General features: G+C 72.8%; 22 protein-coding genes and 1 tRNA gene. 9 read left to right on the top strand and 14 right to left on the bottom strand.

Annotated elements, in window-relative coordinates; translation table 11 throughout:
- The first annotated feature begins 58 nt into the window (after window positions 1–58).
- From glpK to ACFVXJ_RS08970, 3 genes are all read left to right on the top strand, one after another.
- On the top strand, window positions 59–1,600 hold the full coding sequence (gene glpK, locus ACFVXJ_RS08960; RefSeq protein ID WP_389660730.1) for a glycerol kinase GlpK: 1,542 nt from the start codon (window positions 59–61) through the stop codon (window positions 1,598–1,600).
- Window positions 1,601–1,639: 39 nt separating this feature from the next.
- A complete protein-coding gene (locus ACFVXJ_RS08965) occupies window positions 1,640–3,250 on the top strand; it encodes an FAD-dependent oxidoreductase (RefSeq protein WP_389660732.1) in 1,611 nt (536 codons plus the stop codon).
- Between the two features lie 127 nt (window positions 3,251–3,377).
- The gene (locus tag ACFVXJ_RS08970; RefSeq protein WP_389660734.1) at window positions 3,378–4,361 is read left to right on the top strand and encodes a PAC2 family protein; all 984 of its coding nucleotides are present in this window, start codon (window positions 3,378–3,380) and stop codon (window positions 4,359–4,361) included.
- Between the two features lie 304 nt (window positions 4,362–4,665).
- Here the strand turns inward: ACFVXJ_RS08970 and mshC are convergent, their stop codons facing one another.
- The 4 genes from mshC to ACFVXJ_RS08990 form a co-directional block, all read right to left on the bottom strand.
- Entirely contained in the window at window positions 4,666–5,895 is a 1,230-nt protein-coding gene (gene mshC, locus ACFVXJ_RS08975) for a cysteine--1-D-myo-inosityl 2-amino-2-deoxy-alpha-D-glucopyranoside ligase (protein WP_389660736.1), read from the bottom strand.
- Window positions 5,896–6,017: 122 nt separating this feature from the next.
- Window positions 6,018–6,812 carry an SCO1664 family protein gene (locus tag ACFVXJ_RS08980; RefSeq protein WP_389660738.1) on the bottom strand — a complete coding sequence of 265 codons (795 nt, stop codon included), beginning with the start codon at window positions 6,810–6,812 and terminating at the stop codon, window positions 6,018–6,020.
- A gap of 5 nt (window positions 6,813–6,817) precedes the next feature.
- Entirely contained in the window at window positions 6,818–7,408 is a 591-nt protein-coding gene (locus tag ACFVXJ_RS08985; RefSeq protein ID WP_361314158.1) for a DUF3090 domain-containing protein, read from the bottom strand.
- An 83-nt stretch (window positions 7,409–7,491) separates the two neighbouring features.
- A complete protein-coding gene (locus tag ACFVXJ_RS08990) occupies window positions 7,492–8,181 on the bottom strand; it encodes a histidine phosphatase family protein (protein WP_389660740.1) in 690 nt (229 codons plus the stop codon).
- A gap of 55 nt (window positions 8,182–8,236) precedes the next feature.
- Here ACFVXJ_RS08990 and corA point away from each other — a divergent pair, with 55 nt between their 5' ends.
- Window positions 8,237–9,238, top strand: a complete 1,002-nt coding sequence (gene corA / locus ACFVXJ_RS08995) for a magnesium/cobalt transporter CorA (protein WP_389660742.1) — start codon at window positions 8,237–8,239, stop codon at window positions 9,236–9,238.
- A 15-nt stretch (window positions 9,239–9,253) separates the two neighbouring features.
- On the opposite strand, the gene ACFVXJ_RS09000 is transcribed toward corA, so the two are convergent.
- A complete protein-coding gene (locus tag ACFVXJ_RS09000; RefSeq protein ID WP_389660747.1) occupies window positions 9,254–10,045 on the bottom strand; it encodes a ferritin-like domain-containing protein in 792 nt (263 codons plus the stop codon).
- 181 nt (window positions 10,046–10,226) lie between these two features.
- Window positions 10,227–11,276: an LLM class F420-dependent oxidoreductase gene (locus tag ACFVXJ_RS09005; protein WP_389660749.1), complete on the bottom strand. Its 1,050-nt coding sequence runs from the start codon at window positions 11,274–11,276 to the stop codon at window positions 10,227–10,229.
- 100 nt (window positions 11,277–11,376) lie between these two features.
- Between ACFVXJ_RS09005 and ACFVXJ_RS09010 the strand changes: the two genes are divergently transcribed.
- Together ACFVXJ_RS09010 and ACFVXJ_RS09015 are read left to right on the top strand one after the other, a co-directional pair.
- Window positions 11,377–12,369: an aldo/keto reductase gene (locus ACFVXJ_RS09010; RefSeq protein WP_389660751.1), complete on the top strand. Its 993-nt coding sequence runs from the start codon at window positions 11,377–11,379 to the stop codon at window positions 12,367–12,369.
- Entirely contained in the window at window positions 12,366–14,624 is a 2,259-nt protein-coding gene (locus ACFVXJ_RS09015) for a helix-hairpin-helix domain-containing protein (protein ID WP_389660753.1), read from the top strand. The genes ACFVXJ_RS09010 and ACFVXJ_RS09015 overlap by 4 nt, the downstream gene beginning before the upstream one ends.
- Before the next feature lie 66 nt (window positions 14,625–14,690).
- Here ACFVXJ_RS09015 and ACFVXJ_RS09020 read toward each other — a convergent pair whose 3' ends face one another.
- A complete protein-coding gene (locus ACFVXJ_RS09020) occupies window positions 14,691–15,353 on the bottom strand; it encodes a hypothetical protein (protein WP_361314143.1) in 663 nt (220 codons plus the stop codon).
- 47 nt (window positions 15,354–15,400) lie between these two features.
- Here ACFVXJ_RS09020 and ACFVXJ_RS09025 point away from each other — a divergent pair, with 47 nt between their 5' ends.
- Entirely contained in the window at window positions 15,401–15,589 is a 189-nt protein-coding gene (locus tag ACFVXJ_RS09025; RefSeq protein ID WP_112452273.1) for a DUF5703 family protein, read from the top strand.
- 63 nt (window positions 15,590–15,652) lie between these two features.
- Here the strand turns inward: ACFVXJ_RS09025 and ACFVXJ_RS09030 are convergent, their stop codons facing one another.
- The 3 genes from ACFVXJ_RS09030 to ACFVXJ_RS09040 form a co-directional block, all read right to left on the bottom strand.
- Window positions 15,653–16,483, bottom strand: coding sequence for a chaplin family protein (locus ACFVXJ_RS09030; RefSeq protein WP_389660755.1), 831 nt, complete (start codon window positions 16,481–16,483; stop codon window positions 15,653–15,655).
- A 153-nt stretch (window positions 16,484–16,636) separates the two neighbouring features.
- On the bottom strand, window positions 16,637–16,870 hold the full coding sequence (gene chpH, locus ACFVXJ_RS09035) for a chaplin ChpH (protein WP_136215000.1): 234 nt from the start codon (window positions 16,868–16,870) through the stop codon (window positions 16,637–16,639).
- A 137-nt stretch (window positions 16,871–17,007) separates the two neighbouring features.
- Window positions 17,008–18,333 carry a M20/M25/M40 family metallo-hydrolase gene (locus ACFVXJ_RS09040; protein ID WP_389660758.1) on the bottom strand — a complete coding sequence of 442 codons (1,326 nt, stop codon included), beginning with the start codon at window positions 18,331–18,333 and terminating at the stop codon, window positions 17,008–17,010.
- Window positions 18,334–18,497: 164 nt separating this feature from the next.
- Between ACFVXJ_RS09040 and ACFVXJ_RS09045 the strand changes: the two genes are divergently transcribed.
- Window positions 18,498–18,585 (top strand) — tRNA-Leu (locus tag ACFVXJ_RS09045).
- Between the two features lie 130 nt (window positions 18,586–18,715).
- Here the strand turns inward: ACFVXJ_RS09045 and ACFVXJ_RS09050 are convergent.
- The 4 genes from ACFVXJ_RS09050 to ACFVXJ_RS09065 all read right to left on the bottom strand — a co-directional run bounded on the left by ACFVXJ_RS09050 (window position 18,716) and on the right by ACFVXJ_RS09065 (window position 25,849).
- Window positions 18,716–20,155: an amino acid permease gene (locus ACFVXJ_RS09050; protein WP_389660760.1), complete on the bottom strand. Its 1,440-nt coding sequence runs from the start codon at window positions 20,153–20,155 to the stop codon at window positions 18,716–18,718.
- A gap of 219 nt (window positions 20,156–20,374) precedes the next feature.
- Window positions 20,375–21,919, bottom strand: coding sequence for an APC family permease (locus tag ACFVXJ_RS09055; RefSeq protein ID WP_389660762.1), 1,545 nt, complete (start codon window positions 21,917–21,919; stop codon window positions 20,375–20,377).
- An 85-nt stretch (window positions 21,920–22,004) separates the two neighbouring features.
- The gene (locus ACFVXJ_RS09060; RefSeq protein ID WP_389660764.1) at window positions 22,005–22,952 is read right to left on the bottom strand and encodes a hypothetical protein; all 948 of its coding nucleotides are present in this window, start codon (window positions 22,950–22,952) and stop codon (window positions 22,005–22,007) included.
- Between the two features lie 1,241 nt (window positions 22,953–24,193).
- On the bottom strand, window positions 24,194–25,849 hold the full coding sequence (locus ACFVXJ_RS09065) for an FAD-binding dehydrogenase (RefSeq protein WP_389660766.1): 1,656 nt from the start codon (window positions 25,847–25,849) through the stop codon (window positions 24,194–24,196).
- A 74-nt stretch (window positions 25,850–25,923) separates the two neighbouring features.
- Here ACFVXJ_RS09065 and ACFVXJ_RS09070 point away from each other — a divergent pair, with 74 nt between their 5' ends.
- A complete protein-coding gene (locus ACFVXJ_RS09070; RefSeq protein ID WP_389660768.1) occupies window positions 25,924–26,457 on the top strand; it encodes an NUDIX hydrolase in 534 nt (177 codons plus the stop codon).

A 26,457-nucleotide genomic window follows, 5' to 3' on the forward strand; every position in this document is an offset into this window, starting at 1 on the left:
TCGCAAGATCCGCACCGCCCCCTGATTCCGCCAACCAGAGCCGCCAGGAGCAGCCACCATGACCAGCAGCACCGGCCCCTTCATCGCCGCGATCGACCAGGGCACCACGTCCTCCCGCTGCATCGTCTTCGACCGCGACGGCCGCATCGTCGCCGTCGACCAGAAGGAGCACGAGCAGATCTTCCCGAAGCCGGGCTGGGTCGAGCACGACGCCACCGAGATCTGGACCAACGTCCAGGAGGTCGTCGCGGGGGCCATCGCCAAGGCGGGCCAGGACATTCCCGGCTTCACGTCGGCCGACGTGAAGGCCGTCGGCATCACCAACCAGCGCGAGACCACCGTCCTGTGGGACAAGAACACCGGCGAGCCGGTGCACAACGCGCTGGTCTGGCAGGACACCCGCACCGACACCCTATGCAAGGAGCTCGGCCGCAATGTCGGCCAGGACCGCTTCCGCCGCGAGACGGGCCTGCCGCTCGCCTCGTACTTCGCCGGCCCCAAGGTCCGCTGGCTGCTCGACAACGTCGAGGGCCTGCGCGAGCGCGCCCAGGCCGGCGACATCCTCTTCGGCACCATGGACTCCTGGGTCATCTGGAACCTGACCGGTGGCACCGAGGGCGGTGTGCACGTCACCGACGTCACCAACGCCTCGCGCACCATGCTGATGAACCTGCACACCCGCGAGTGGGACGAGCGGATCGCCGAGTCGATGGAGGTCCCGCTCAACGTCCTCCCCGAGATCCGGTCCTCCGCCGAGGTCTACGGCCACGTCAAGGAGGGCGTGCTCGCCGGCGTCCCGGTCGCCTCGGCGCTCGGTGACCAGCAGGCCGCCCTGTTCGGCCAGACGTGCTTCTCCGAGGGCGAGGCGAAGTCCACGTACGGCACCGGCACGTTCATGCTGATGAACACCGGCGACAAGATCATCAACTCCTACAGCGGCCTGCTGACCACGGTCGGCTACCAGATCGGCGACGAGAAGCCGGTCTACGCCCTGGAGGGCTCCATCGCCGTCACCGGCTCGCTCGTCCAGTGGATGCGCGACCAGATGGGCCTGATCAAGTCGGCCGCCGAGATCGAGACGCTGGCCTCGTCCGTCGAGGACAACGGCGGCGCCTACTTCGTGCCCGCCTTCTCCGGCCTGTTCGCCCCGTACTGGCGCTCCGACGCCCGCGGTGTGATCGCCGGCCTCACCCGCTACGTCACCAAGGCGCACATCGCCCGTGCCGTACTGGAGGCCACCGCCTGGCAGACCCGCGAGATCACCGACGCCATGACCAAGGACTCGGGCGTCGAGCTCGCGGCCCTCAAGGTCGACGGCGGCATGACCTCCAACAACCTGCTGATGCAGACGCTCTCGGACTTCCTGGACGCCCCCGTGGTGCGCCCGATGGTCGCCGAGACCACCTGCCTCGGCGCCGCCTACGCCGCCGGCCTGGCCGTCGGCTTCTGGCCCGACACCGACGCCCTGCGCGCCAACTGGCGCCGCGCGGCGGAGTGGACCCCGCGGATGCCCGCCGAGCAGCGGGACCGCGAGTACAAGAACTGGCTCAAGGCCGTCGAGCGGTCCATGGGCTGGATCGACGACGAAGACGCCAGCTGACCCCGTTCAGCTGAGTCAATCGACGAGGAGCTAAGAGATATGAGCACCCTGCAGAGCGTTCCCGCACTGGGTTCGCACCCGACCGCCGGCTCCAACGCGAGCCGCGCCGAGACCCGTGAGCAGCTGGCGAAGGCCACGTACGACCTGCTGGTCATCGGCGGTGGAATCCTGGGCACGTCCGTGGCCTGGCACGCCGCGCAGTCGGGTCTGCGGGTTGCCATGGTGGACGCCGGCGACTTCGCCGGCGCCACCTCCTCGGCCTCCTCCAAGCTGGTCCACGGGGGCTTGCGCTACCTGCAGACCGGCGCGGTCAAGCTGGTCGCGGAGAACCACCACGAGCGCCGGGTCCTGGCCAAGGACGTGGCCCCGCACCTGGTCAACCCGCTCACCTTCTACCTTCCGGTCTACAAGGGCGGCCCGGTCGGCGCCGCGAAGCTGGGCGCGGGCGTCTTCGCGTACTCCGCGCTGTCGGCCTTCGGCGACGGCATCGGCAAGGTGATATCGCCGGCCCGCGCCGTCGCCGACAACCCCGGTCTGAAGACCGACAACCTCAAGGCCGTCGCGGTCTACTACGACCACCAGATGAACGACTCCCGCGTCGCCGTGATGACGGTCCGCGCGGCCGTCGAGTCGGGCGCGGTCGTCCTGAACCACGCCGAGGTCACCGGCCTGCGCATGACGCGCGGCCGGGTCAGCGGCGCCGAGCTCAAGGACCGCCTCGACGGCACCGAGTTCGGGGTCGACGCGCGCGTCGTGCTCAACGCCACCGGCCCGTGGGTGGACCACCTGCGGCGCATGGAAGACAAGCACGCGATGCCGTCGATCCGCCTGTCCAAGGGCGCGCACATCGTCATGAAGCGCAAGTCGCCGTGGAAGGCCGCCATGGCCACCCCGATCGACAAGTACCGCATCACCTTCGCCCTGCCGTGGGAGGACCAGCTGCTGCTCGGCACCACCGACGAGGTGTACGAGGGCGACCCGGCGGACGTGCGCGCCACCGAGGCCGACATCCGACAGATCCTGGACGAGGCGGCGTTCTCCGTGAAGGACGCGGACCTGGACCGCTCGCTGATGACGTACGCCTTCGCGGGCCTGCGGGTGCTGCCCGGCGGCCCCGGCGGGGTCGAGAAGGCCAAGCGCGAGACGGTCGTCTCCGAGGGCGCGGGCGGCATGCTGTCGGTGGCCGGCGGCAAGTGGACGACGTACCGGCACATCGGCCGGGTGGTCATGGACAAGCTGGCCAAGCTGCCCGGCAGCCCGCTGACCGAGGACATGGAGCCGGTGAAGTCCCTGGTGCGCCGGGTCCCGCTGCCCGGTGTCGCCAACCCGAACGCGGTCGCCCACCGGCTGCTGGTGGACCGGGAGCCCGGTACCCGGATGGACCCGCTGACCGCCCGGCACCTGGCCTCGCACTACGGCTCGCTGGCCTTCGACATCGCCCGGCTGGCGAACGAGGACCCGGCGCTGGCCGAGCGGATCCACCCGGACGGGCCGGAGATCTGGGCGCAGGTCGCGTACGCCCGTGACAACGAGTGGGCCGAGACGGTCGACGACGTGCTGCGCCGGCGCACGACGGTGACGGTCCGCGGCCTGGACAACGCCGAGGTGCGTGCCCGCGTCGAGGAGATGCTGGGCGGCGGCAAGGCGTAGCCGTCGCCGCGGCGGGGAAGTGGGGCGGTTCCGGGGGGAACCGCCCCTCTGTCGTGGGCTGTGGCCGGCGTCCCTCCAAGGCTTAGGCTGACCCACGTACGCAAGGGAACTTCGGAAGGAGACCTGGGTGATCGAGCTTGAGGGCGTGCCCGAGCTGATCGACCCGGTCATGGTGGCCGCGTTCGAGGGCTGGAACGACGCGGGTGACGCCGCCTCCGGTGCTGTCACGCACCTGGACCGGGAGTGGAAGGGCGAGGTCTTCGGGGCGCTGGACGCCGAGGACTACTACGACTTCCAGGTCAACCGGCCGACGGTGTGGCTGGAGAACGGGGTTCGGAAGATCACCTGGCCGACGACCAGGCTCTCGGTGGTCCGGATCGGCGGTGCGAAGCCGCGCGACCTGGTGCTGGTGCGCGGTATCGAACCGTCCATGCGCTGGCGCTCGTTCTGCAACGAGATCCTCGCGTTCGCGCACGAACTGGGCGTGGAGATGGTGGTCATCCTGGGCGCCCTGCTGGGGGACACCCCGCACACCCGGCCGGTCCCGGTGAGCGGGGTGACGTCGGACGCGGACCTGGCGCGGACGATGGACCTGGAGGAGACGAAGTACGAGGGCCCGACCGGGATCGTGGGCGTGCTCCAGGAGGCGTGCACGCACGCGGGCGTCCCGGCGGTGTCGCTGTGGGCGGCGGTGCCGCACTACGTGTCGCAGCCGCCGAACCCGAAGGCGACGCTGGCGCTGCTGAACCGGCTGGAGGACCTGCTCGACATCCGCGTCCCGCTGGGCGAACTGCCGGAGGACGCGCGGGCGTGGCAGTTGGGCGTGGACCAACTGGCCGCCGAGGACAGCGAGGTGGCGGAGTACGTGCAGACGCTGGAGGAGGCCCGGGACACCGCCGACCTCCCCGAGGCGTCGGGGGACGCGATCGCCCGCGAGTTCGAGCGCTACCTGCGGCGCCGGGACCCTTCCGCGACCGCGGAGCCGGGTGACGGGTCGTACCTGCGGGACACCTCCAGCGGCCGTACGAAGCCGCGACTGCGGCCGGACCCGGAACCCCCGGAGGACCCCCCGGCGGCGCCGCCGGAGGAGGACCCACCCCCGGAGGCGTAGCCCCCTCCCGACGCTCCCCGGCAAACCCGCACCACCAGCCCCGCCGGGGAGCGAGGCACCGGCAAACCCAGCCCCGCCGGCGATCGAGGCGGGCAAACCCAGCCCCGCCGGCGTTTGAGGCGCGGGGTGTGGGGCGGAGCCCCACAAAGCCCGGGCGCAGCCCGGGGCCGCTCGCGCGACGGGCGCCGCACCCGGCGGATCCGACAACGCCGGACCGGCCGCACCCGCGGCCGGTCCGGCGTTGTCGTTCACTCCTGCCGGCGTCCGGGCCGGGGCACCGCCCCGACCACACCGGCGCGCGGCGTTACAGCGCCACGCCCAGCAGCGCGTCCACCGTGCGGGAGACCAACCCGGGAGCCGACTCGTCGTCCCCGTCGGAGGCGATCTGCGCCTCGACCCACCGGTCGACGGCCGCCAGCGCGGCCGGGGCGTCCAGGTCGTTCGCCAGGGCCTCGCGGACCTCCTCGACCAGGGCGTCCGCCGCGATCCCGTCCGGCCGGGACACGGCGGCGCGCCAGCGCTCCAGGCGGGCCACCGCCTCCTCCAGGACGGCGTCGGTCCACTCCCAGTCGGCGCGGTAGTGGTGCGACAGCAGCGCGAGCCGGATCGCGGCCGGGTCGACGCCCGCCCGGCGCAGCGCGGAGACGAAGACCAGGTTGCCCTTGGACTTGGACATCTTCTGCCCGTCGAGCGCGACCATGCCGGCGTGCACGTACGCCTTGGCCATCGGGAACTCGCCGGTCAGCACCTGGGCGTGCGAGGCGCCCATCTCGTGGTGCGGGAAGGCCAGGTCGGAGCCGCCGCCCTGGATGTCGAAGCCCATGCCCAGGTGGTCGAGGGCGATGGCCACGCACTCGATGTGCCAACCCGGCCGGCCGCGGCCCAGGGAGCCGCCGTCCCAGCTCGGCTCGCCCGGCCGCGCGGCCATCCACAGCATCGGGTCCAGCGGGTTCTTCTTGCCCGGGCGCTCGGGGTCGCCGCCGCGCTCCGCGGACAGCAGTCGCATGGCCTCGGCGTCCAGGTTCGAGACGCCGCCGAAGTGCGGGTCGGACTCCACCGAGAAGTAGACGTCGCCTTCGAGCTCGTAGGCGGCGCCCGCGTCCCGCAGCCGCTCGACGAGCGGCACGATGCCGGGTATGGCCTCGACGGCGCCGATGTACTGCCGCGGGGGCAGGATCCGCAGGGCGGTCATGTCCTCACGGAAGAGGGCCGTCTCGCGTTCGGCGAGTTCGGTCCAGTCGTGGCCGTCGCGCTGCGCCCGCTCCAGCAGCGGGTCGTCGACGTCGGTGACGTTCTGGACGTAGTGGACCTGCCGCTTGGTGTCGAGCCACACGCGCTGCACCAGGTCGAACGCGTTGTAGGTGGCCGCGTGACCGATGTGGGTGGCGTCGTACGGCGTGATGCCGCAGACGTAGATACGGGCGACGGGACCGGGGTCGAGGGTGACCGTCCCCTGGGTCGCGGTGTCGTGGATCTGGAGGTCGCGGCCCTTGCCAGGCAGGGCGGGGACCTCAGAAGCGGGCCAGGCATGCATGCTTCGAGCCTAACCGGACGGATGTTCCGTCATCGAACCGGACCAGCACTGTTGGCTTGATCGCCACCCTTGCGGTCTGGCCGGTTCTGTGCGTGTGGGGCCATCGGCGGCGCCCGGGCGGCTCAGACCGGCGGCCAGGGGATGGCGGGCCACTGCCCCGACGGGCGGGGATGCGTCCCCTCGCGCAGCAGGAGATCCACCCGGCCCCGTACGGCGGCCAGCTCATCGACGGTGATCAGTTCCGCCAGCCGGGTGGCGAGGGGGCCTCCGTCGGCCAGCTGGGAGGCGAGGGAGGTCAGTACGGTCCGGGCCTCGTCGGTCAGGGGCTCACCGGCCCAGCCCCACAGCAGGGTGCGCAGCTTGTCGTCGGCGTGGAAGGTCACGCCGTGGTCGATGCCGTAGAGCCGGCCGTCGGGGGCGGGCAGCAGGTGACCGCCCTTGCGGTCGGCGTTGTTGATGACGGCGTCCAGGACGGCGAGCCGGCGCAGCCTCGGGTCGTCGGCGTGCACGAGCAGGGCGGTCCGTCCCTCCCCCACCTCGGCGAGCGCGACGGGCTTCCAGCCCTCCCCGGCCTCGTCGCCCTCGACGAGCGCCAGCAGCTCCGTCTCGGGGGCTTCGCCGGCGTCGATCCACCGCTGGACCATGCCCTCGCCGTAGGGCCCTTCGCGCAGCACCGTCTCGGGTACCAGCCCCCACCCGGTGGCCTCGGACACCAGGTAGGCGGCGCGCTCGCGCTGGGCGAGGTTGCCGTCGGGGAAGTCCCACAACGGCCGCTCGCCCTTGACGGGCTTGTAGACGCATTCGGCGCTGACGCCCTCGTACGTCACGGTGCACAGCAGGACGGCGTTGGACGCCTCCGCGATCCGGCCCCGTACGGTGAGCTCGCCTTTGGCGAGGAGTTCCTCTGTGGGGTTCACGACGCTCACACCTGGCGCCGGTAGCCGTTCTGGCGGGGACACACGTGCCCTTCGGGGTCGAGCGGCAGGCTGCACAGCGGGCACGGCGGCCGGCCGGCGTTGACCACGTCCAGGGCCCGCTTGGCGAAGGCGCGGGCCTGGGCGCCGGAGAGGCGCACGCGCAGCATCGGCGGGCCGTTCTCCTCGTCCTGGAGCAGGCGTTCCTCCGCCTCGGCGAGGTCCTCGTCCGAATCGGCGTCGAGTTCCACGAGCGCCTGCGCCTCGACGATCATCCGCTGTTCCTCGCCGTCCCAGGCCAGGGCCATGGTGCCGACGCGGAACTCCTCCTCGACGGGGACGTCGAGCGGGGCGGTGTCGGCGGCTTCGGTGGAGGCGACGGCGGGCACCGGGGCGTTGCCCCCGGTGCGCCGGACGACCTCGTCGAGCAGTTCGTCCATCCGCTCGGCGAGCGCCGCGACCTGGGTCTTCTCCAGGGAGACGCTGGTGACGCGGGTGCCGGAGGAAGCCTGGAGGAAGAACGTACGGCGTCCAGGCAGACCGACCGTACCGGCCACGAAGCGGTCCGGCGGGTCGTAAAGGAACACCTGACGGGGCACGTCCAGTCTCCAAGTGTCGGTTGCAGGGGCGGGGCGTGGGCGGGCTGCCGGTGTCGGCCCGTCCACCCTACTGCTCCGTTCGATCAGGCCGCGCCCGCGCCGCCGCCCACGACGGCGTCCCCGCCGTCTTCGGGCGATTTGCGGGGCACGAGGGCGGCGAAGTCCCCGGTGTCGCCGAGGCGGAACAGGAACGGGCGGGTCGGGGTGTAGCGGATGGCGGTGACGGAGCAGGGGTCGACGTGGATCCGCTGGAAGAGGTCGAGGTGCATGCCGAGGGCGTCCGCGACGAGCGACTTGATGATGTCGCCGTGCGAGCACATGAGGAAGACGGCGTCGGCGCCGTGCTGCTCCTCGATCCGCGCGTTCCACTCCCGTACGGCGTCCACGGCGCGGGCCTGCATGGCGCGCATGGTCTCGCCGCCGGGGAAGGCGGCGGCGGAGGGGTGCTGCTGGACGATCTTCATCAGGGGTTCGTCGGCGAGTTCGGAGAGTTTGCGCCCGGACCAGTCGCCGTAGTGGCATTCGCCGATCCGCTCGTCGGTGTGCAGCTCCAGCCCGGGGCGGGCGGCCAGCAGCGGGGCGAGCGTTTCCCGGCAGCGCTGGAGCGGGCTGCTGACGACGGCGGCGAGCGGCACCCCGTCCAGGCGCCCGGGCAGTGCGGCGGCCTGTTCGGCGCCGCGTTCGTCGAGGCTCACTCCCGGGGTCCATCCGGCGAGCAAGCCCGCGGTGTTGGCGGTGGACCGCCCGTGCCGTACGAGGATCAGCGTGGCCATGGGGCCACCCTAAGGGCTGGTGGCGGTGTGCGGGACGGGGGCGGGTCAAGGGAGAATGCCCGGCGTGATAGTCGACTGCGCGATGTACCGGGACGGCCGCCGCTCCGAGGCCCCCGAGGATTTCTCGGATGCCCTCGACGAGGCGCGGGCGACGGGTGACGCCTTCCTGTGGATCGGGATGCACGAGCCCACGGAGGACGAATTCGAGCACGTCAGCCGGGAGTTCGGGCTGCACAAGCTGGCGGTGGAGGACGCGCTCACCGCGCATCAGCGCCCGAAGCTGGAGGTCTACGACGATTCGCTCTTCGTCGTCCTCAAGCCCGTCCGGTACGACGAAGACACCGACACGGTGACCACGGGCGAGTTGATGGTGTTCATCGGCGACTCCTTCGTGGTCACGGTCCGGCACGGCGAGGGGGCCGCGCTGGCGGCCGTCCGCCACCGCCTGGAGCAGGATCCCGAGGTGCTGCGGCACGGGCCGACGGCGGTGCTGTACGCGGTCTCCGACGCGGTGGTGGACCACTACATCGAGGTGGCGGCGGAGCTCCAGGGGGACTTGGAGGAGTTGGAGGCCGAGGTGTTCGCGCCGAACGCCTCGGACAGCCGGCACACGAAGACCACGGCCGCCCGGATCTACGGTTTCAAGCGGCAGGTGCTGGAGTTCCGCCGGGCGACGAGCCCGCTGCTCCAGCCGATGGACCGGCTCGCCTTCGGCGACGTGCCGTTCGTGCACGAGCGCTCGCAGCCCTTCTTCCGCGATGTCGCCGACCACCTGACCAAGGCGAACGAGTACATCGAGGGGCTGGACCGGCTGCTGTCGGACGCCTTGTCGGCGCACCTGGCGCAGATGGGCGTCCGGCAGAACGACGACATGCGCAAGATCTCCGCGTGGGCGGCGATGGCGGCCGTCCCGACGATGGTGGCGGGGATCTACGGGATGAACTTCGAGCACATGCCGGAGCTCCGGCAGGGCTGGGGCTATCCTGCGGTGCTGGTGGTCATGCTCGCCGCCTGCCTCGGGCTGCACCGGCTGTTCAAGCGCCGCGGCTGGCTGTAGGGGTGTCCGGGGCGGTCAGGCGTGCCCGGCGATGGCCGTCGGTACGCCGCCGCCCAGCGGGTCGCGCCGCCGGGGCATGCGCAGGCCGACCATGCGGTGCCAGCCGCTGAACCGCTCGTAGGCGTACATCCCGCGGATTCCGGCGGCGAGGGCGGCCGCCTTGGGCGTGGGCCAGCGCAGCAGCCGTCCCATGTGGTCCATGACGGCGAGGCTCACGTCCCGGTAGACGGCGATCTCGGCGAGGGCGCTGTCGCGGAGCACCCGCTGGATGGTGCGGCCGTGGCCGGCGCGGACGAGGGCCAGCAGTTCCTCGTGGCAGTAGGCGAGGTGGTTGTCCTCGTCGTGGCTGATCACGCGGATGGCCTTGCCGACCTCGGGGTGGTCCCGGAAGTGCCTGAGCAGCATGTCCATCTGGTCGGCGGCGCGCTGTTCGGTGACGCGGCTGTGCGCGAGGTAGACGACGATGTCCTCCTCGGTCAGCGGCTCGTCGCGGCGCAGCTTCTCGTGCGCGAGGCCGATACCCCGGCGTTCCAGCAGCATCGTGTAGTCCGTCTCGGGCGGGACCGGGACGGCCGGCAGCCCTCGTTTGCGCAGCAGGGCCCGGAAGATCCGTCCGTGCTTGTCCTCGTCGGCGCCGTGCCGGGTGATCTTGGGCGCGAGGTGGCGCATGCCGTCGGGCACGAGGGCGGCGATCCGGCCGTTCTCCCAGCCGCCCTGGGATTCCCCGCTGGCGGCGATGGAACAGAACAGCTGGAAGGAGTCGTCGTTGTCGACGATCTCCCGGAACAGGCTGCGGGCAGAGAGCATGTTCCGAGTCAAGGACGGATGTCGCGGCCGGGCAACCGATAGGTGACGGGACTCGGCCGAATGAACGAAGTGAAGGCGGTGGCCCCAGGGCGTAACCCCGGGGCCGCCGGGCGCGTTGTTGGCTGTGTCGGCCGTGGCGGGGAAGACCCCCCGAGCCCCCACCACGGCCGCGGGGCGTTCCTCAGGCCAGCCCGGCGTGTTCCAGGGCCTCGACGCCGGCGCGCAGCGCGGTGACCCGCTCGTCGAGGGTGAACCCGGCCGGGGCGAGCGTCAGGGTGGTGACCCCGGCGTCGGCGTAGGCGCGCATCCCGTCCGCGATCCGCGCCACGGAGCCGAGCAGGGTCGTCGAGTCGATCAGCGAGTGCGGGACCGCGGCGGCGGCGCCCGCCTTGTCGCCGCCCAGGTACTTGGTCTGGATCTCGGCGGCTTCCTTCTCGTACCCCATGCGCCCGGCGAGCTGGTTGTAGAAGTTCTGCTTCGGGCTGCCCATCCCGCCGACGTACAGGGCGGTGTAGGGGCGGAACGTGTCCGCGAGGGCGTTGACGTCGTCGCCGACCGCGAGCGGGACGGTGGGGCAGACGTCGAAGCCGTCCATCGTCAGCCCGGCCTTCTCGCGACCCGCCCGGATGTGGCGCAGGGCGGTCTCCTCCAGGTGCTCGGCCGCCGGGAAGATCAGCAGTGCCCCGTCGGCGATCTCGCCGGTCTGCTCCAGGTTCTTCGGCCCGATGGCGGCGATGTAGAGCGGGATGTGTTCGCGCTCGGGGTGCACGGTGAGCTTGATCGGCTTGCCGGGGCCGCCGGGCAGCGGGAGGGTCCAGTGCTGCCCCTCGTAGGAGAGGCGCTCACGGCTCATGGCCTTGCGGACGATCTCCACGTACTCGCGGGTCCGGGCGAGCGGCTTGTCGAACTTCACGCCGTACCAGCCCTCGGACACCTGCGGCCCGGAGACGCCGAGGCCGAGCCGGAAGCGACCCTTCGTCAGGGAGTCGAGGGTGGCGGCGGTCATGGCCGTCATCGCGGGTTGGCGGGCCGGGATCTGGAAGATCGCCGAGCCGACGTCGATGCGCTCGGTCTGGGCGGCGACCCAGGCCAGCACGGTGGCGGCGTCGGAGCCGTACGCCTCGGCGGCCCAGCAGACGTCGTAGCCGAGGCGGTCGGCCTCCTGGGCGACGGCGAGGTTGTCGCCGTCCATGCCCGCACCCCAGTAACCGAGATTGATGCCGAGCCGCATGAGTCGTCCCCTTACCGGTTTACCGATCAGTAACGTAGGTCTGCGGGGACTGTAGCGCGCCCCGGTCGTCCGCGGCAGTGCCCCAGTAGTCTCAGCGCTCATGGAGCAGAGGCATCTCGGCCGCACCGGCCTGCGCGTGTCCCGGATCGGCCTCGGCACCCTGACCTGGGGACGGTCCGCGGAGGGACCGGACGAGGCGGGCGCCGCAGAACAGTTGAAGACCTTCTGGGAGGCGGGCGGCACGCTCGTCGACACCGCCGACGTGTACGGGGGCGGGGAGGCGGAGTACCTCCTCGGGCGACTGGTCGACAAGCTGGTGCCGCGCCGGGAACTGGTGATCGCGACGAAGTCGGGTTCCGTCCGGGACCCGGACCGGCGGTGCGACGCCTCGCGCGGGCACCTGCTGGCGGCGCTCGACGACTCCCTGGCCCGGCTCGGAACCGATTACGTCGACCTGTGGCAGGTGCACGCCTTCGACCCGCACACCCCGCTGGAGGAGACCCTCCAGGCGCTGGACCTGGCGGTCGCCGGCGGCCGGGCCCGGTACGCGGGGGTGACGGGGTTCAGCGGCTGGCAACTGGCGAAGGCGGCGACCTGGCAGCTCGCGGCGCCCGGCACCCGCACCCGGCTCGCCTCCACACAGATGGAGTACTCGCTGCTCCAGCGGGGCGTGGAGCGGGAGGTGCTGCCGGCCGCGCTCGACCTGGGCGTGGGGCTGCTGCCGTCCTCGCCGCTGGGGCGCGGGGTACTGACGGGGAAGTACCGCGCCGGGACCCCGGCGGACTCGCGGGCCGCGTCGCAGACCATGGCGGCCTTCGTGGACCCGTACCTGGACGAGGCGTCGGGCCGGATCGTGGACGCGGTGGCGACGGCCGCGCACGGGCTGGCGGTGACCCCGCTCCAGGTGGCGCTGGCGTGGGTGCGGGACCGGCCGGGGGTGGTCGCGCCGATCCTCGGCGCGCGTACGGCGGCGCAGCTCGGGGCGGCGCTGTCGGTGGAGGCCCTTAGTCTTCCGGAGGAGATCTGCCGGGCGCTGGACGACGTGTCGGCGCCCGTGCACCGCTACCCCGATCAGGACTGGAGCACGCTGTGAGTACCGAGCCCGCCGCCACCGCCGACGCGGACGAACCGGAGACCCCCGGCCCGGAGGCCGGGGCGGTCGAGGGCACGCGCGCCCCCGAGCCTGCCGGCGGGGAACCCGCACCGCGGGCGTCGGACGCCTCCGCCGGCGAGGCCGACCCCGGCCCGGAGGACGACGCGGGCGCGGACGGAGGAGAGCCGGACGCCCCGGCGGACGCGGACGGGACGGCAGGCGCGGACGGGACGGCAGGCGCGGACGGGACGGCGGCCGAGGGGGCCAAGCCCGAGCTGACCGAGGCCCAGGCCGAGCTGGCCGCACAGCGGATCGAGCGGGAGCGGATCGCCCGGCGCAAGGCGGAGCGACAGGCACCGGTCGAGGCGGGCGCGAAGCTCAGCGGCACGGCCGCCGATCTGCTCGCGGCGGTCCGGGCGGTGGAGAGCGGTGCCAACCCCCCCACCGCGTACTTCGACGACGCCCCGGCCGCGCCGCGCAAGGCCGCCGCCCCCACTCCCCCGCAACAGCCCCGCGCACCCGCGCCGGCCGCCGCCCCCGGCGACGTCGAGGGCGTACGGGCGGTGCTGGCCCGGGGCGGCGCCCCCGAGGCGCTGGCCGAGACGGCGGCCTCCGCGCTCGGTGAGGGAGCCGCCGAACAGCTCACCGAGAACCCCTGGCGGCTGCTGGCCGTGGCCGGAGTACGCCCCACCCAGGCCGACGGCTTCGCCCGCGCCCTGCTGGGAGCCGAGGCCGGCCCCGGGGACGAACGCCGCGGCGGCGCCCTGGTCGGCTGGCTGCTGACGCAGGCCGCGCTCAAGGGGCACACCGCCCTGGAGGCCCCGGTCCTGGAGAAGGCGCTGGCCCAGTACGGCGTACCGGACCCGGCCGGAGCCCTGGAAACGGCCATCGGCGAGGGCGCCGTGCTGGTCTTCCACGAACCGTCGGCCGATGCCGGGTCCGCCGACGCCGAGGTCGCCGTGGAAGGCGACCAGGACGGTCAGGAGGAGCGGGACGGGCAGGACGCGCAGCCCGGCACGGTCCTGGTGGGGTTGGAGGGCCACGCGCTGGCCGAGGAGAGCCTGGCCGACGGGCTGGCCCGCCTGGCCAACACCTTCGCCGGCCCCGCCGACTGGCAGGCGGAAGCCGCCGCCGGCGGTGTCGGCGCCGAGCTGATCCGGGCCGTATCCGGCCACGGCGTGGTCACCCACACCGGCGGCGAGGCCGCCCGCGCCGAACCGGGGGCCCTGCTGGAGGCCGCCCGCCGGCTCGGCCTGCGGGCCGCTCTGGCCGCGCACGCCCCGGCGGAAGGCGCCGTCACCGTCGCCGGTCTGCTCGACGGGAGCGAGGGGCCCGGGCGGGATGCCGAGGGACTTTTCGCGCTGGACCTGCTTATCGTCCTCGACGCGCCCCAGGTGGACGTGGAGAGCGCGGCCGCGCTGGTGGAGTCGCTGCCGGACGGGGCCCGCCTGGTGCTGTCCGGGGATCCCGGCGTGCTCGCTTCCGCGGGGGCCGGCCGGGTGTTCGCCGATGTGCTGGCGGCCAAGACGTACCCGCGGGTCGTCTCCCGCGTCCCCGACCCGGGACCGCTGGGCGAGCTGGTGTCCGGCATCGGCGTCGGGGAGTTGGGCCAGGTCGACGCCCCCGGCAAGGAGGTCGTCATCGTCCCGGTGCGGGACGCGGGCGAGGCCGTCCACCGCACGGTCCAACTGGTGGCCGAGTCCGTGCCGCGCGCCTTCGGGATCGCGGCGCGGGACGTACTGGTGATCACCCCCGGCCACGGCGGTTCGGCGGGGACCCGGGCACTGAACGCGGCCCTCAAGGAGCGGCTGAACCCCGGCCCGGGCCGCTTCGCCGGCTTCGACCCCGGAGACCAGGTGGTGTACGTGCCCGCGCCCGGCCGGGCCCTGCCGGCCCGGATGGTGTCGGCCGACGCCCAGGGGCTGCACCTGGAGGCGGCGGGCGCGCGGATCGTCGTACCGAAGGAGCGGGTGGAGTCGGCGGTGCGCCACGGCTGGGCCGTGACCGGGCACCAGGCCGTCGGGCTGCGCCGGCCGGCGGTCGTCGTGGTGCTGCCCGGCGACGCGGCGGACGCGTTGTCCCGGGACTGGGTGTACACGGCGTTCGGGCGCGCCGAGCGGCACCTTTCGGTGGTGCACGGAGTCGACCAGGCGCTGCCGCGCGCGGTGGCGGAGGTACCGCCCAAGCCGCGCACCACACGTCTGACGGGTCTGTTGCGGGCGCTCGCGGCCGCCGCCGGGGAACAGCCTCGGTAACGGGCGCGGTGACCGGAACGGGCCCCCGTCCGCCGGCGGACGGGGGCCCGTTGCGTCATGTGGCGATCAGGCCGGGGTGAGGCCCGGGGCCGCGGCCCCGTCCGTCGCGTCGTCGTCCTCGAACTCGTCCGGCTCCTCGTCGAAGACGGAACTCACGTCGAACCGGTGCAGTACGTTCTGCGCGTCGGCGTGCTCGAAGGGCGAGTCGAGCCACTCCCCCGGTTCCGCGACCTCCTCCGCGGCGGCGATCCAGAGCGTGGAGTCGCCCTCCTCCAGGCCGAACTCGCGGTAGCGGGAGTGGATCTCGTCGGGCTCGTACTCCCCGAAGAGGACGCCCAGCGCTCCGGCGGTGCCGCCGTCCTCGACGGGCTCGGCGTCCGGGTCGTGCGCGGCCACCCGGTCGGCTTGGGCGATCAGGCGCTGTGGTTCGACCACGGCGTAGTCGCGGCGGATGAGCACGCTGAACGCGGCGGGCTCGGCGGGCCCGGTGTACGGGACGCCGTCCTCGGGGGTGGGAATCTCGAAGGGGGTGACCTCGTCGTAGCGGTCGTAGAGCAGTTCGTCGTACTCGTCGGCGGCGGAGGCGAGCTCGTTGAACGCGGCGTAGACGGCCGGGTCGTCGTCCCCGATCCTGCTCTCGACCGCGGCGAGGTGACGGTCGAGCGCGGCCTTGACCGCCTCGGCGGCGGCGCGTACCTCGGCAACAGTGGGCAGAGCGGCATCAGACATAGTGCAGACGCTATCCGTAGCGGGCCTCTGCCCGCACAATAGATGCGATGCCGGAATACGAATTTGTCGACCTGTACGTGCCCCGAGGGGTGCCGCGCCAGGAGACGACCCGCCTGTTGACCGACCACGCCGAGTACGGGCACTGGGAGCTCGACCGGCTGACGCTGCTCCGGGACGGCAGTCGCCGCGTGCGATTGCGCCGCCGGATCATTCGTCAGGTCCGCGCCACGTGGTGACGCGGGCCCCCGGCGGGGGCCCGCGTCAGGAGTACCCGTGTGCCGTGCCGGCCGTCCGTGCCGTCAGCCGGCGTTGCGGGCGCGCCGGTAGAGCACGCTGCCCGCGAGCAGCAGACCGCCGGCGAGCGGCAGGCCGGCCGTCAGGACGTCACCGGACCCGGTGGCCGCGAGCCCCCCACCATGGCTCTGGCCGGGCGTCGCGGGGCTCCCGGGCGTCCCGGGGTGCCCCGGAGTACCGGGGTGAGCGGGCGTGCCCGGCGTGCCGGGGTTACCCGGAGTCCCAGGGTTCCCCGGGGTGCCGGGGTTGCCGGGCGTACCGGGGTTCCCCGGGGTGCCCGGGTTGCCCGGAGTCCCGGGGTTCCCCGGGGTGCCCGGGTTGCCCGGAGTCCCGGGGTTCCCCGGGGTGCCCGGGTTGCCCGGAGTCCCAGGGTTGCCGGGCGTACCGGGGTTCCCCGGGGTGCCGGGGTTGCCGGGAGTACCGGGGTTCCCCGGGGTGCCGGGGTTGCCGGGAGTACCGGGGTTCCCCGGGTGGCCCGGGTGGTCGTCGTCGCACGGCTCGTCGGGGTGGCCGGGGTTGCCCGGGTGGCCCGGCGTTCCGGGGTTGCCCGGGTGGCCCGGGTGGTCGGGCTTCGTCGGGCCGCCCGCGTTGACGCAGCGGTTGCCGAAGGCCGGATTGAGGCCCCCGATCACGGTGATCGTGTTGCCGCAGGCGTTCACCGGGACGTCCACGGGCGCCTGCACGTTGTTGCCGGACAGCACGCCCGGCGAGTTCACGGTGTGTCCCGCCGCCCCGGCGTCCGCGTGCGCGTAACCGCCGCCGAGCGCCAGCGCGCCCCCTGCGGCCGCCATGGTGATCAGGGTCTTCCTGGTGACCTGTACTACGGGTCGTCGCATCTGTACTCGTCCCCATGCTGTGTACGTTCGGTCGGCGTACAGGCCGTACACGCTCCCCCGCCTGCGACGCCGAATAGAAAAGAGATGCGGGCCCGAAAGCCCGGCAGCCCCGGAGCGCTGGGATGCGCCCCGGGGCCAAGGACTTCAGACGCGTCAGGCGTTGACGCAGGTGTTGCCGAAGGCCGGGTTCAGCAGGCCGATCACGTTGACGGTGTTACCGCACACGTTGACCGGGATGTGGATCGGGACCTGAACGACGTTGCCCGACAGGACGCCGGGGGAGCCGATGGCCGCACCCTGGGCGCCCGCGTCGGCGGCGGCCATGCCCGCACCCGCGAGAACCAGACCACCGGTGGCAGCCGCAGCGGCGACAACCTTCTTGAGCATTGTTCCTCCTAGTAGGCAAGTGCGGTCCCAGCCGCGGACCGCACCACCTGTAACGAGGAGGGATCACCAGGGCTACGAGCGTATGAGCGCATTCACTCTTCTCAGTGGAATCCGCACACCTTCGCGATTCCCGGGCGTTAGGCGTTGTCGATGAATCGGTCCAGTACGCGAACACCGAACTTCAGCCCGTCCACCGGGACCCGCTCGTCCACTCCGTGGAACATGCCGGCGAAGTCCAGCTCGGGCGGCAGTCGCAGCGGCGCGAAGCCGAAGCAGCGGATGCCCAGGTCGTCGAAGGACTTGGCGTCGGTGCCGCCCGAGAGCATGTACGGGACCGCGCGGGCGATCGGGTCCTCCGCCGTGAGCGCGCCCTGCATCGCGTCGACCAGCTTGCCGTCGAAGTCGGTCTCCAGAGCCTTGTCGGCGTGTACGTCCTCGCGCTTCACGCGCGGGCCGAGGATGCGGTCGAGGTCGGCGAAGAACTCGTCCTCGTAGCCCGGCAGGAAACGCCCGTCGACGTGCGCGGTGGCCTGGCCGGGGATGACGTTGACCTTGTAGCCGGCGCCCAGCATCGTCGGGGCGGCCGAGTTGCGCAGGGTCGCGCCGACCATCTTGGCGATGCCGCCGAGCTTGGCGAGCGTGGCGTCCATGTCGTCCGGGTCGAGCGGGGTTCCGAGGGCGTCCGAGAGTTCGTCGAGGAAGGATCGAACGGTCTTCGTCACCCGCACCGGCCACTGGTGGCGACCGAGTCGCCCCACGGCCTCGCACAGTTCGGTGATCGCGTTGTCGTTGTTGGTCATGGAGCCGTGGCCGGCGGTGCCGTCCACCGTGAGCCGCATCCAGTGCATGCCCTTCTGGGCGGTCTCCACCAGGTAGAGGCGGAGGTTCTCGTTGACGGTGAACGAGAAACCGCCGACCTCGCCGATGGCCTCGGTGACGCCCTCGAAGAGGCCGGGGTGGTTGTCGACGAGGTGCCGGGCCCCGTAGACGCCGCCGGCCTCCTCGTCGGCGAGGAAGGCGAGGACGATGTCGCGCGGGGGCTTGCGGCCGCTGCGCATGCGGTCGCGGACGACGGCCAGCGTCATCGCGTCCATGTCCTTCATGTCGACCGCGCCGCGCCCCCACAGGCACCCGTCGGCGATCTCACCGGCGAAGGGGTCGTACGTCCAGTCGGCGGCGTTGGCCGGGACCACGTCGGTGTGCCCGTGGATCAGCAGCGCGGGCCGCGAGGGGTCCTCCCCCTCGATGCGCGCGACGGTCGAGGCGCGTCCCTTGTGCGACTCGAAGATCTGCGGCTCCAGCCCGACCTCGGCCAGCTTCTCCGCGACCCACTCGGCCGCCTTGCGCTCGCCGGGGCCCGAGTGGTCCCCGTAGTTGCTGGTGTCGATCCGGATGAGGTCCCGGCAGAGGTCGACGACCTCGTCCTCACCGGTGACGGTCCTGCCCGCGCTCGACTCGCTCACGTGTTCCTCCACTGATCAGTACCGACTGCCTCCCCCATCCTCCCGCCCCGGGGCGCCGTCCCCAAGGGCGTTCCCCGGTCACCGGGGGTGTGATCGAGCGCCCCGGAATGTTTGGTAATGTTTTCCACGTCGGAACGGCCGCAGGGCCGCGAGACAGACACCTTGTCCGGGTGGCGGAATGGCAGACGCGCTAGCTTGAGGTGCTAGTGCCCTTTATCGGGCGTGGGGGTTCAAGTCCCCCCTCGGACACCAGTGAGAAGACCCCACGTCATGTGGGGTCTTCCGCGTTTTCGGGCCGATCGGGCGCGGGGTCGGTCCGTGGCCCCGCGGAACGCGGAAGGACCCCGCCGAGGCGGGGTCCTTCGTCGTCGTGGCGGTGGTGTCAGTCGCGGGCGGCGGCGATCGCGGCGACGCGGCCTCGGACCAGGAACCAGCCGCCCACGAGGGCCGCGGCGATGCCCGGTACGAAGAGGACCGTGGTGCGGCCCACTCCGCCGTCGCACCACATCAGGACGAGCACGGTGAGCAGGAACGCCAGCGTGACGATCTGGGTGTACGGGGCCCAGGGCAGCCGGTAGGCGGGGCGCTCCACGCGGCCCTGCTTGGCCCGGCGCCAGAAGTGCAGCGAACAGAGCATGACCATCGCCCAGGTGCCGAGGATGCCGAGGGAGGCGAAGTTCAGGACGATCTCGAACGCGTCCTTCGGCATGTAGGCGTTCAGGGCGACGCCGGCGACCCCGAAGGCCGCGGTGAACAGGACGCCGCCGTAGGGGACCTTGCCCTTGTTCATCACGCCGGTGAACTTGGGCGCGGAGCCGGACATGGCCATCGAGCGCAGGATGCGGCCGGTGGAGTAGAGGCCGGAGTTGAGGCTGGAGAGCGCGGCCGTCAGGACGACCAGGTTCATGACGCCGGCGGCGCCGGGGATGCCGAGCTTGTCGAAGACGGTGACGAACGGGCTCTGGTCGGCCGAGTACGAGGTGTACGGGAGCAGCAGCGCGAGCAGGACGACCGAGCCGACGTAGAACAGGCCCACGCGCCACATGATCGAGTTGATCGCCTTCGGCATGATCTTCTCGGGGTTCTCGGTCTCGCCGGCGGCGACTCCGCAGAGCTCGACGGAGGCGTAGGCGAAGACCACGCCCTGGATGACCAGGAGCATGGGGAGCATGCCGACGGGGAAGATGCCGCCGTTGTCGGTGATCGAGGACAGGCCGGGGGTGTGGCCGTCGATGGGGTGGCTGGTGGCGACGAGGTAGATGCCGACGGCCAGGAACACGACCAGGGCGGCGACCTTGACCAGGGAGAACCAGAATTCCATCTCGCCGAAGTACTTCACCGAGATCAGGTTCGCGGTGAGGACGACGGCGAGGGCGACGAAGGCGAGGACCCACTGGGGGACGTCGGTGAACATCGCCCAGAAGTGGGCGTAGGTGGCGGCGGCGGTGATGTCGGCGACCGTGGTGGTCGACCAGTTCAGGAAGTAGAGCCAGCCGGCCGCGTAGGCGCCCTTCTCCCCCATGAACTCGCGCGCGTAGCTGACGAAGGCGCCGGAGGACGGGCGGTAGAGGACCAGCTCGCCGAGGGCCCGGACGACGAAGAAGGCGAAGATCCCGCACACCGCGTAGGCGATCGCGAGGGAGGGTCCGGCGCCGGCGAGCCGGCCTCCGGCGCCGAGGAACAGGCCGGTGCCTATCGCCCCGCCGATCGCGATCATGTTGATGTGGCGGGACTTCAGGTCCTTGCTGTAGCCCTCGTCGCCGGCGTCGACGTGCGGGGAAGACGGCGGGCTGGGGGCCTTGGCCAAGGTGCTGTCACTCATGGGATGACTTCGCCTTCGTGGGTGGGACAGGCAGGTCCCGGCCGCCACGCAGGGGAGCTGGGTGGTCTCACCTGTGCCGCGGTCCGGAGGGTTGGTGGCCCCAGGAGACCATGAGGCTCGGCTGCCCGCCAAAAACGCGTTCATGTGCACCGAAGCCCCCGGCGACCATGGAAAGGGGTGCCGGGGGCGTCGTAGGCGCTCGAAAGGGGTGTGACGCGGTCAGCCGCGCGGGGCGGACTCCGCCGCCTGGTCGAGACGGAACGCCTCGTTGCCCAGACCGATCCGGGCGTGCGCCTCCGGGCGGCGGGAGCGCAGCAGCAGGCCGTGTACCAGGCCGGCGAGCGCGGCGACGGCGATGATGCCGGGCAGCACCCAGCTGAGGGCGGAGCCCTCCTCCGCGCCGACCAGGACGGCGAAGTCCTTGACGGTGTAGACCGCGATGAACAGCAGGGCGAGGCCCGCGGCGCCGGCCGCGACGAGCCGCCAGACCTGGGCGCCGGCCGTCCCCCGGCGGACGAAGAAGGCGATCACGGCGAAGGAGGCCGCGGCCATGAGGAGGGTCACGCCGAGGGCGCCGACGCTGCCCATCCAGGTGAACAGGTGCAGGACGGGCGCGGTCGGGTCGCCGGCGGGCGTGTCGTCGGTCACCGCGAAGGCGAGGACGACGACGGCGGCGATGCCGGTCTGCAGGAGCGAGCCGGTGGCGGGGGCGCCGGTGCCGGCGTTGGTGCGGCCGAAGGGGGCCGGGAGGAGGCCCTCGCGGCCCATGGCGAAGGCGTAGCGGGCGACCACGTTGTGGAAGCTGAGCATGGCCGCGAACATGCCGGTGACGAACAGGACGTGCAGGACGTCGGTGAAGGCGGTGCCGAGGCGGCTCTCGGTCAGCTGGAAGAGCAGGCCGGGACCCGCTTCGGCGGACGCCTTGACGACGTCGCCGGGTCCGGTGGCGACGGTGAGCGCCCAGGCGCTGAGCGCGAAGAAGAGGGCGACGAAGCCGACGGCGAGGAACATGACGCGGGAGACGACGATGTGCGGCTTGCTGGTCTCCTCGGCGTAGACCGGGGACTGCTCGAAGCCGACGAAGGCGGCGATGCAGAAGCACAGGGCGGTGCCGAGGCCGGCTCCGCCGAGCGTCGAGGGGTCGAAGGCGTGCAGTGAGAGCCCTTCGGGGCCGGGCTTGCCGAGGGCCGCGAGGTCGAAGACGACGACGAGGACGCATTCGATGAGGAGCAGGACGCCGAGCACCTTGGCGTTGAGGTCGATCTTGAGCCAGCCGAGCGCGCCGGTCGCCGCGACCGCGATCAGGGCCGGGATCCACCAGGCGAGCCCGATGTCGAGGTAGGTGGCGAAGAGGCCGGAGATCTCGAAGCCGAGGATGCCGTAGACACCGACCTGCATGGCGCTGTAGGCGATGAGGGCGACGAAGGAGGCCGCCGAGCCGGCGGTGGGGCCCAGACCGCGGGCGATGTACGCGTAGAAGGCGCCGGCGTTGTGGACGTGGCGGCTCATCTCGGCGTAGCCGACGCTGAACAGGGCGAGGACGGCGCCGAGGACGACGTACAGCAGCGGCTGGCCGACGATGCCCATGACGCCGAAGATCGTGGGCATGACGCCGGCGACGACCATCAGGGGGGCGCTGGCGGCGAGCACGGAGAGCAGCAGGCCGGCGGTGCCGAGCCGGTCGGCCCGCAGGGCCCGGTCCTGGCCCTTGTACGTCCGTATCTCGGACGGGTCGGTGAGCGTGGTGGATCTGCCCGTCGGCATGGCGGGGTGTCCTTTCGGGAAGTGTGGTGGCGTCGGGGACGCCGGGGACGCCGGGGACGTCGGGGACCGGGGGATCCCCGAGGGGTCAAGCGGTGCCGAGCGCGGCGCTGCGGGCGGCGAGGAATGCCTTGTGCGGGTCGAGGTCGGGGTAGGACCAGGGGGCGCGGGTGGCGTGGCTGCCGATGCGGTGGAAGAGTGCGGCGGCCTCGGCGGGGCGGCCTTCGCAGAGCTTGGCGTGGGCCAGGAAGTTGAGGTCGACCCGGTTGCGGGGGTGGTCCTCGCGCTCCCACTCCAGCCACCAGTCGAAGGCCGAGCGGAGCACTTGGCGGGCCCGGCGGCCGGACCAGTGCGCGGCGGCCGCCTCGGGGCTGCGGCCGTGGATCGCGGCGAGGACGCGGTAGCGCTCGGCGTGTGCGATGACGGGGAGTACGGCGAGCGGTGAGTCGGCCGGGGACTCCTCGGCGGCCCAGGCGGCGAAGTCGTAGACCTCGTGGAGCGGGTCGTGCCCGGCGGCGGGGTTGCGTTCGGCGAGCTTGGCGACCATGAGGTGGTGGGCGTGGTGGTGCTCGCGGTGGCGGGCCCGCACCTGGTCGAAGTGGCGGCTGAACTCCTCTTCGGTGCCGAAGGCGCGGGAGAGGAGGAGCAGGCCGAGCCAGGGGGTGGGGTCGGCGGGGAGCAGCGCGGCGGCCCGACGGCACGCCTCGTCGGCGGCCTCGGGCGCGCCCTTGCGGCGCAGGGCGGTGAACACGGCGGCGCAGGCGAGGAGGGTGGCGGCGTCGACGCTCTCGGGTTCGGCGAGCAGCCATTCGCGGGCCCAGGCGGTGGCGGCCGGGGTCTGGGCGAGGACGACGACGCGGTGGCCGCGGCGGTCCCAGTCGTCGCCGGTGGCGACCAGGAGGGAGCGGGCCTTGGCCCACCGGCCCTGGGTGAACTGGCTGCGCACGTCGACGAGTTCCGCGTCGCAGAGGGCGGGGTCGAAGAGCTGGGCGTCCCGCTTGCGGGCGCGGCCGAGGGGCGGCGGAGGCGGGGACATCCGCGGGTTCCCTCCTGGACACGGACGCGGGTGGACGGCGTGCGGGCAGCACGCGCGGGGACGGTGCGGGTGGTGCGGGTGGTGCGGCTGGATCGCGCCGGTCGACGACCGGATGATCACGCACAGCAAACCGGTGAGCACAGCTCCGCGTCAAGGTCCAGCCCCGGGCGTGGCGGGTTTCAAGTGCATGGCACTGGGGGAGAGTTGAGGCGCTTGTTCCGGTTTGACCGTGCCGTCGCGGCGTCGGCCGGGGGCCGTCCACGACGGCCCTTCGGCGATCGGTGACGCTCCGTCCGGGGGCCGGTCCGCTCTGCCCGGGCCGCGCCGCGAGAGGCCTGCGGCGAGTGCGCCGACCTGCGCGAAGACCGGGGCGGCGCGAACGCGGTACCCGCGGCGACCGCGAGGCCCGGTGCGGCCCGTGGCGGCCCCCCGGACGCCGGGAACGGGCCCGGCCGGCTGTCCGGCGGCTGTCGTCGAGGTGACGGGCGCCGAAGCGCCGGGGCCGCCCGGCCCGGGCCCGGGCGGCGCCCCGGTGAAAGGAAGCGTCCGGGCGTCAGTGGCCGAATGGCGATCCCACTCACCGCGGTGCCCCTCGGGTCCCTGCGCGGCAAGCGCGGGCCCGGGCGGCCGGCATCGGTACGCGAAGCCCCCCGCCCGGGGGCAACCGCCCTACGGGCTTTCCCGGTACGGGCGGTGCCGCACGGGCCAACCCCCCTCGGGAAGCACGCCCCAGGCGGGGCCGGTGCGGTGGGGCAGCACGTCGGTACGCGAAGCCCCCGCCCGGGGCGGCCGTGCGGCAACCACCGCACGGGCCTTCGTGTCCCGCCCGGGGCACCAGTGCGGGAACCGTCGTACGGGCTTTCCCGGGCGGCGGGGCGGTGGTATGCGGAGGGCGCCGCCTCGGGCATCCGCGCCGAAATGCCTTGCGGCGCCCCGCGCGGGCGCCCCCGGCACAGGCCGTGCCATGCGGGCGGTCGTCGTGTGGGCGACGGGGCGGCTGTACGCGAAGTGTGCCGCCTCGGGCATCCGTGCCGAACTGCCCCACCGGGCGCCCCGCGCGGGCGGTGCGGCGGCGGTGCGGGGCGTGCTCGCCCGGGGTGGCCCGCGCGGGACGACCGTACGGGCCACCCCGGACCTGCATCCCGTACCGGCGCCCGCGCACGGCTACTGCCGTACCGGTCCTCCCGGTGCGCGCTGCGGATGGGGCGCCCGGGCGGCCGGGGGCCGCGGGCGCGGGGCGGTCAGGCCACCGCCTTGGCCGCGGCGCGGCCCGCCGCGCGGCCCGAGAAGACGCAGCCGCCGAGGAAGGTGCCTTCCAGGGCGCGGTAGCCGTGGACTCCGCCCCCGCCGAAGCCCGCCGCCTCGCCGGCCGCGTACACGCCGGGGAGCGGCTCACCGGCGGCGGTCAGCACCCGGGAGGACAGGTCGGTCTCCAGGCCGCCGAGGGACTTGCGGGTCAGGACGGACAGCCGGACGGCGATCAGCGGCCCGGCCTTCGGGTCCAGGATGCGGTGCGGCGCGGCGGTGCGGATCAGCCGGTCGCCGAGGTACTTGCGCGCTCCGTGGATCGCGGTCACCTGGGCGTCCTTGGCGAACGGGTTGGCCATCTCCCGGTCGCGGGCCACGACCGCCTCGCGGACGGTAGCCTCGTCCAGCAGGTTCTCCTTGGTCACGGCGTTCATGCCGCGTACCAGCGAGGCGAGGTCCCGCTCGACGACGAAGTCCGCGCCGCGGTCCATGAACGCCTTGACCGGCCCCGGTACGGCCTGTCGGGCGCGGTCGATGACGTCGCGAACCGACTTGCCCGTGAGGTCGGGGTTCTGTTCCGATCCGGAGAGGCCGAATTCCTTGCCGATGATGCGCTGGTTGAGCACGAACCAGGTGTGGTCGTGGCCGGTCTTCATGATGTGGTCGAGGGTGCCGAGCGTGTCGAAGCCAGGGAAGAGCGGGGCGGGCAGCCGTTTGCCGGTGGCGTCGAGCCAGAGCGAGGACGGCCCGGGCAGGATGCGGATGCCGTGCCGGGCCCAGATCGGGTTCCAGTTCTCGATGCCCTCGGTGTAGTGCCACATCCGGTCCTTGTTGATGTGGCTGGCCCCGGCTTCCTCCGCGATGCCGAGCATGAGGCCGTCCACGTGGGCCGGGACCCCGGACAGCATCCGCTCGGGCGGGGTGCCGAGGCGCTCCGGCCACTGGGCGCGGACCAGGTCGTGGTTGCCGCCGATGCCGCCGCTGGTGACGATCACCGCTTGGGCCCGCAGCGAGAAGGCGCCGACGCTCTCCCGGCCGCTCGCGGAGCCCCGTACGGCGTCGGAGGGCTCCAGGATCTCGCCGCTGACCGTGTCCACCACGCCGGCCGTGCGGGAGAGGCCGGTGACACGGTGACGGAACCGCAGTTCGACCAGGCCGCGGGCCACGCCGGCGCGGACCCGGCGTTCGAACGGGGCCACCAGGCCGGGGCCGGTGCCCCAGGTGATGTGGAAGCGGGGCACGGAGTTGCCGTGGCCGCCGGCGTCGTAGCCGCCGCGTTCGGCCCAGCCGACGACGGGGAAGAAACGTACGCCGCGGGCGTGCAGCCAGGGCCGCTTCTCCCCGGCCGCGAAGTCGACGTACGCCTCGGCCCAGCGGCGTGGCCAGGCGTCCTCCTCGCGGTCGAAGCCGGCGGTGCCGAGCCAGTCCTGGAGGGCGAGGTCGTGGCTGTCCTTGATCCGCATCCGGCGCTGTTCGGGCGAGTCGACGAAGAACATGCCGCCGAAGGACCAGTGCGCCTGGCCGCCGATCGACTGTTCGGGCTCCTGGTCGAGCAGGATGACCTTGCGGCCCGCGTCGACGAGCTCGGCGGTGGCCACGAGACCCGCGAGTCCGGCTCCGATCACGATCACGTCTGCGTCGTACGTCATGCGCTGCCCGTCCTTGGTCGGTGGTGGGGCAGATCCTTTGCTACGGACCGGTAACCCGTCAACAGGGGTGTTGGATGGATCGTGTGAGCGCTGCCGATGAGGTACTGGACGTGGTGGACCGGGACGACCGGGTGACGGGGCGGGCGCCGCGCGGCGAGGTGTACGCGCGGGGGCTGATCCACCGGTGCGTGTTCGTGCGGGCCCGGGACGCGGCGGGGCGGGTCTTCGTGCACCGCAGGACCGCCTCCAAGCTGGTCTTCCCCTCGCACTACGACATGTTCGTGGGCGGGGTGCTGGGCGCCGGGGAGGACTACGCGCGGGCGGCGCTGCGCGAGGCGGAGGAGGAGTTGGGGGTGCGGGGGCTGGAGCAGCCGCGGCCGCTGTTCAAGTTCCTCTACGAGGGGCCGGGCGGCGCCTGGTGGTCGTATGTGCACGAGGTGCGGTGCGAGCTGCCGGTGCGTCCGCAGGAATCCGAGGTGGCCTGGCACACGTGGCTGTCGGAGGAGGAGCTGGCGGAGCGGGTGGCGGAGGGCGCCTGGGCGTGGGTGCCGGACGGGCTGGAGGCGTACCGGCGGCTGCGCGCCCGAGGGGCGGCGCCAGTAGATTGA

This window comes from Streptomyces sp. NPDC058279 (assembly GCF_042881255.1).
In the GTDB taxonomy this organism is placed as follows: Bacteria; Actinomycetota; Actinomycetes; order Streptomycetales; family Streptomycetaceae; genus Streptomyces.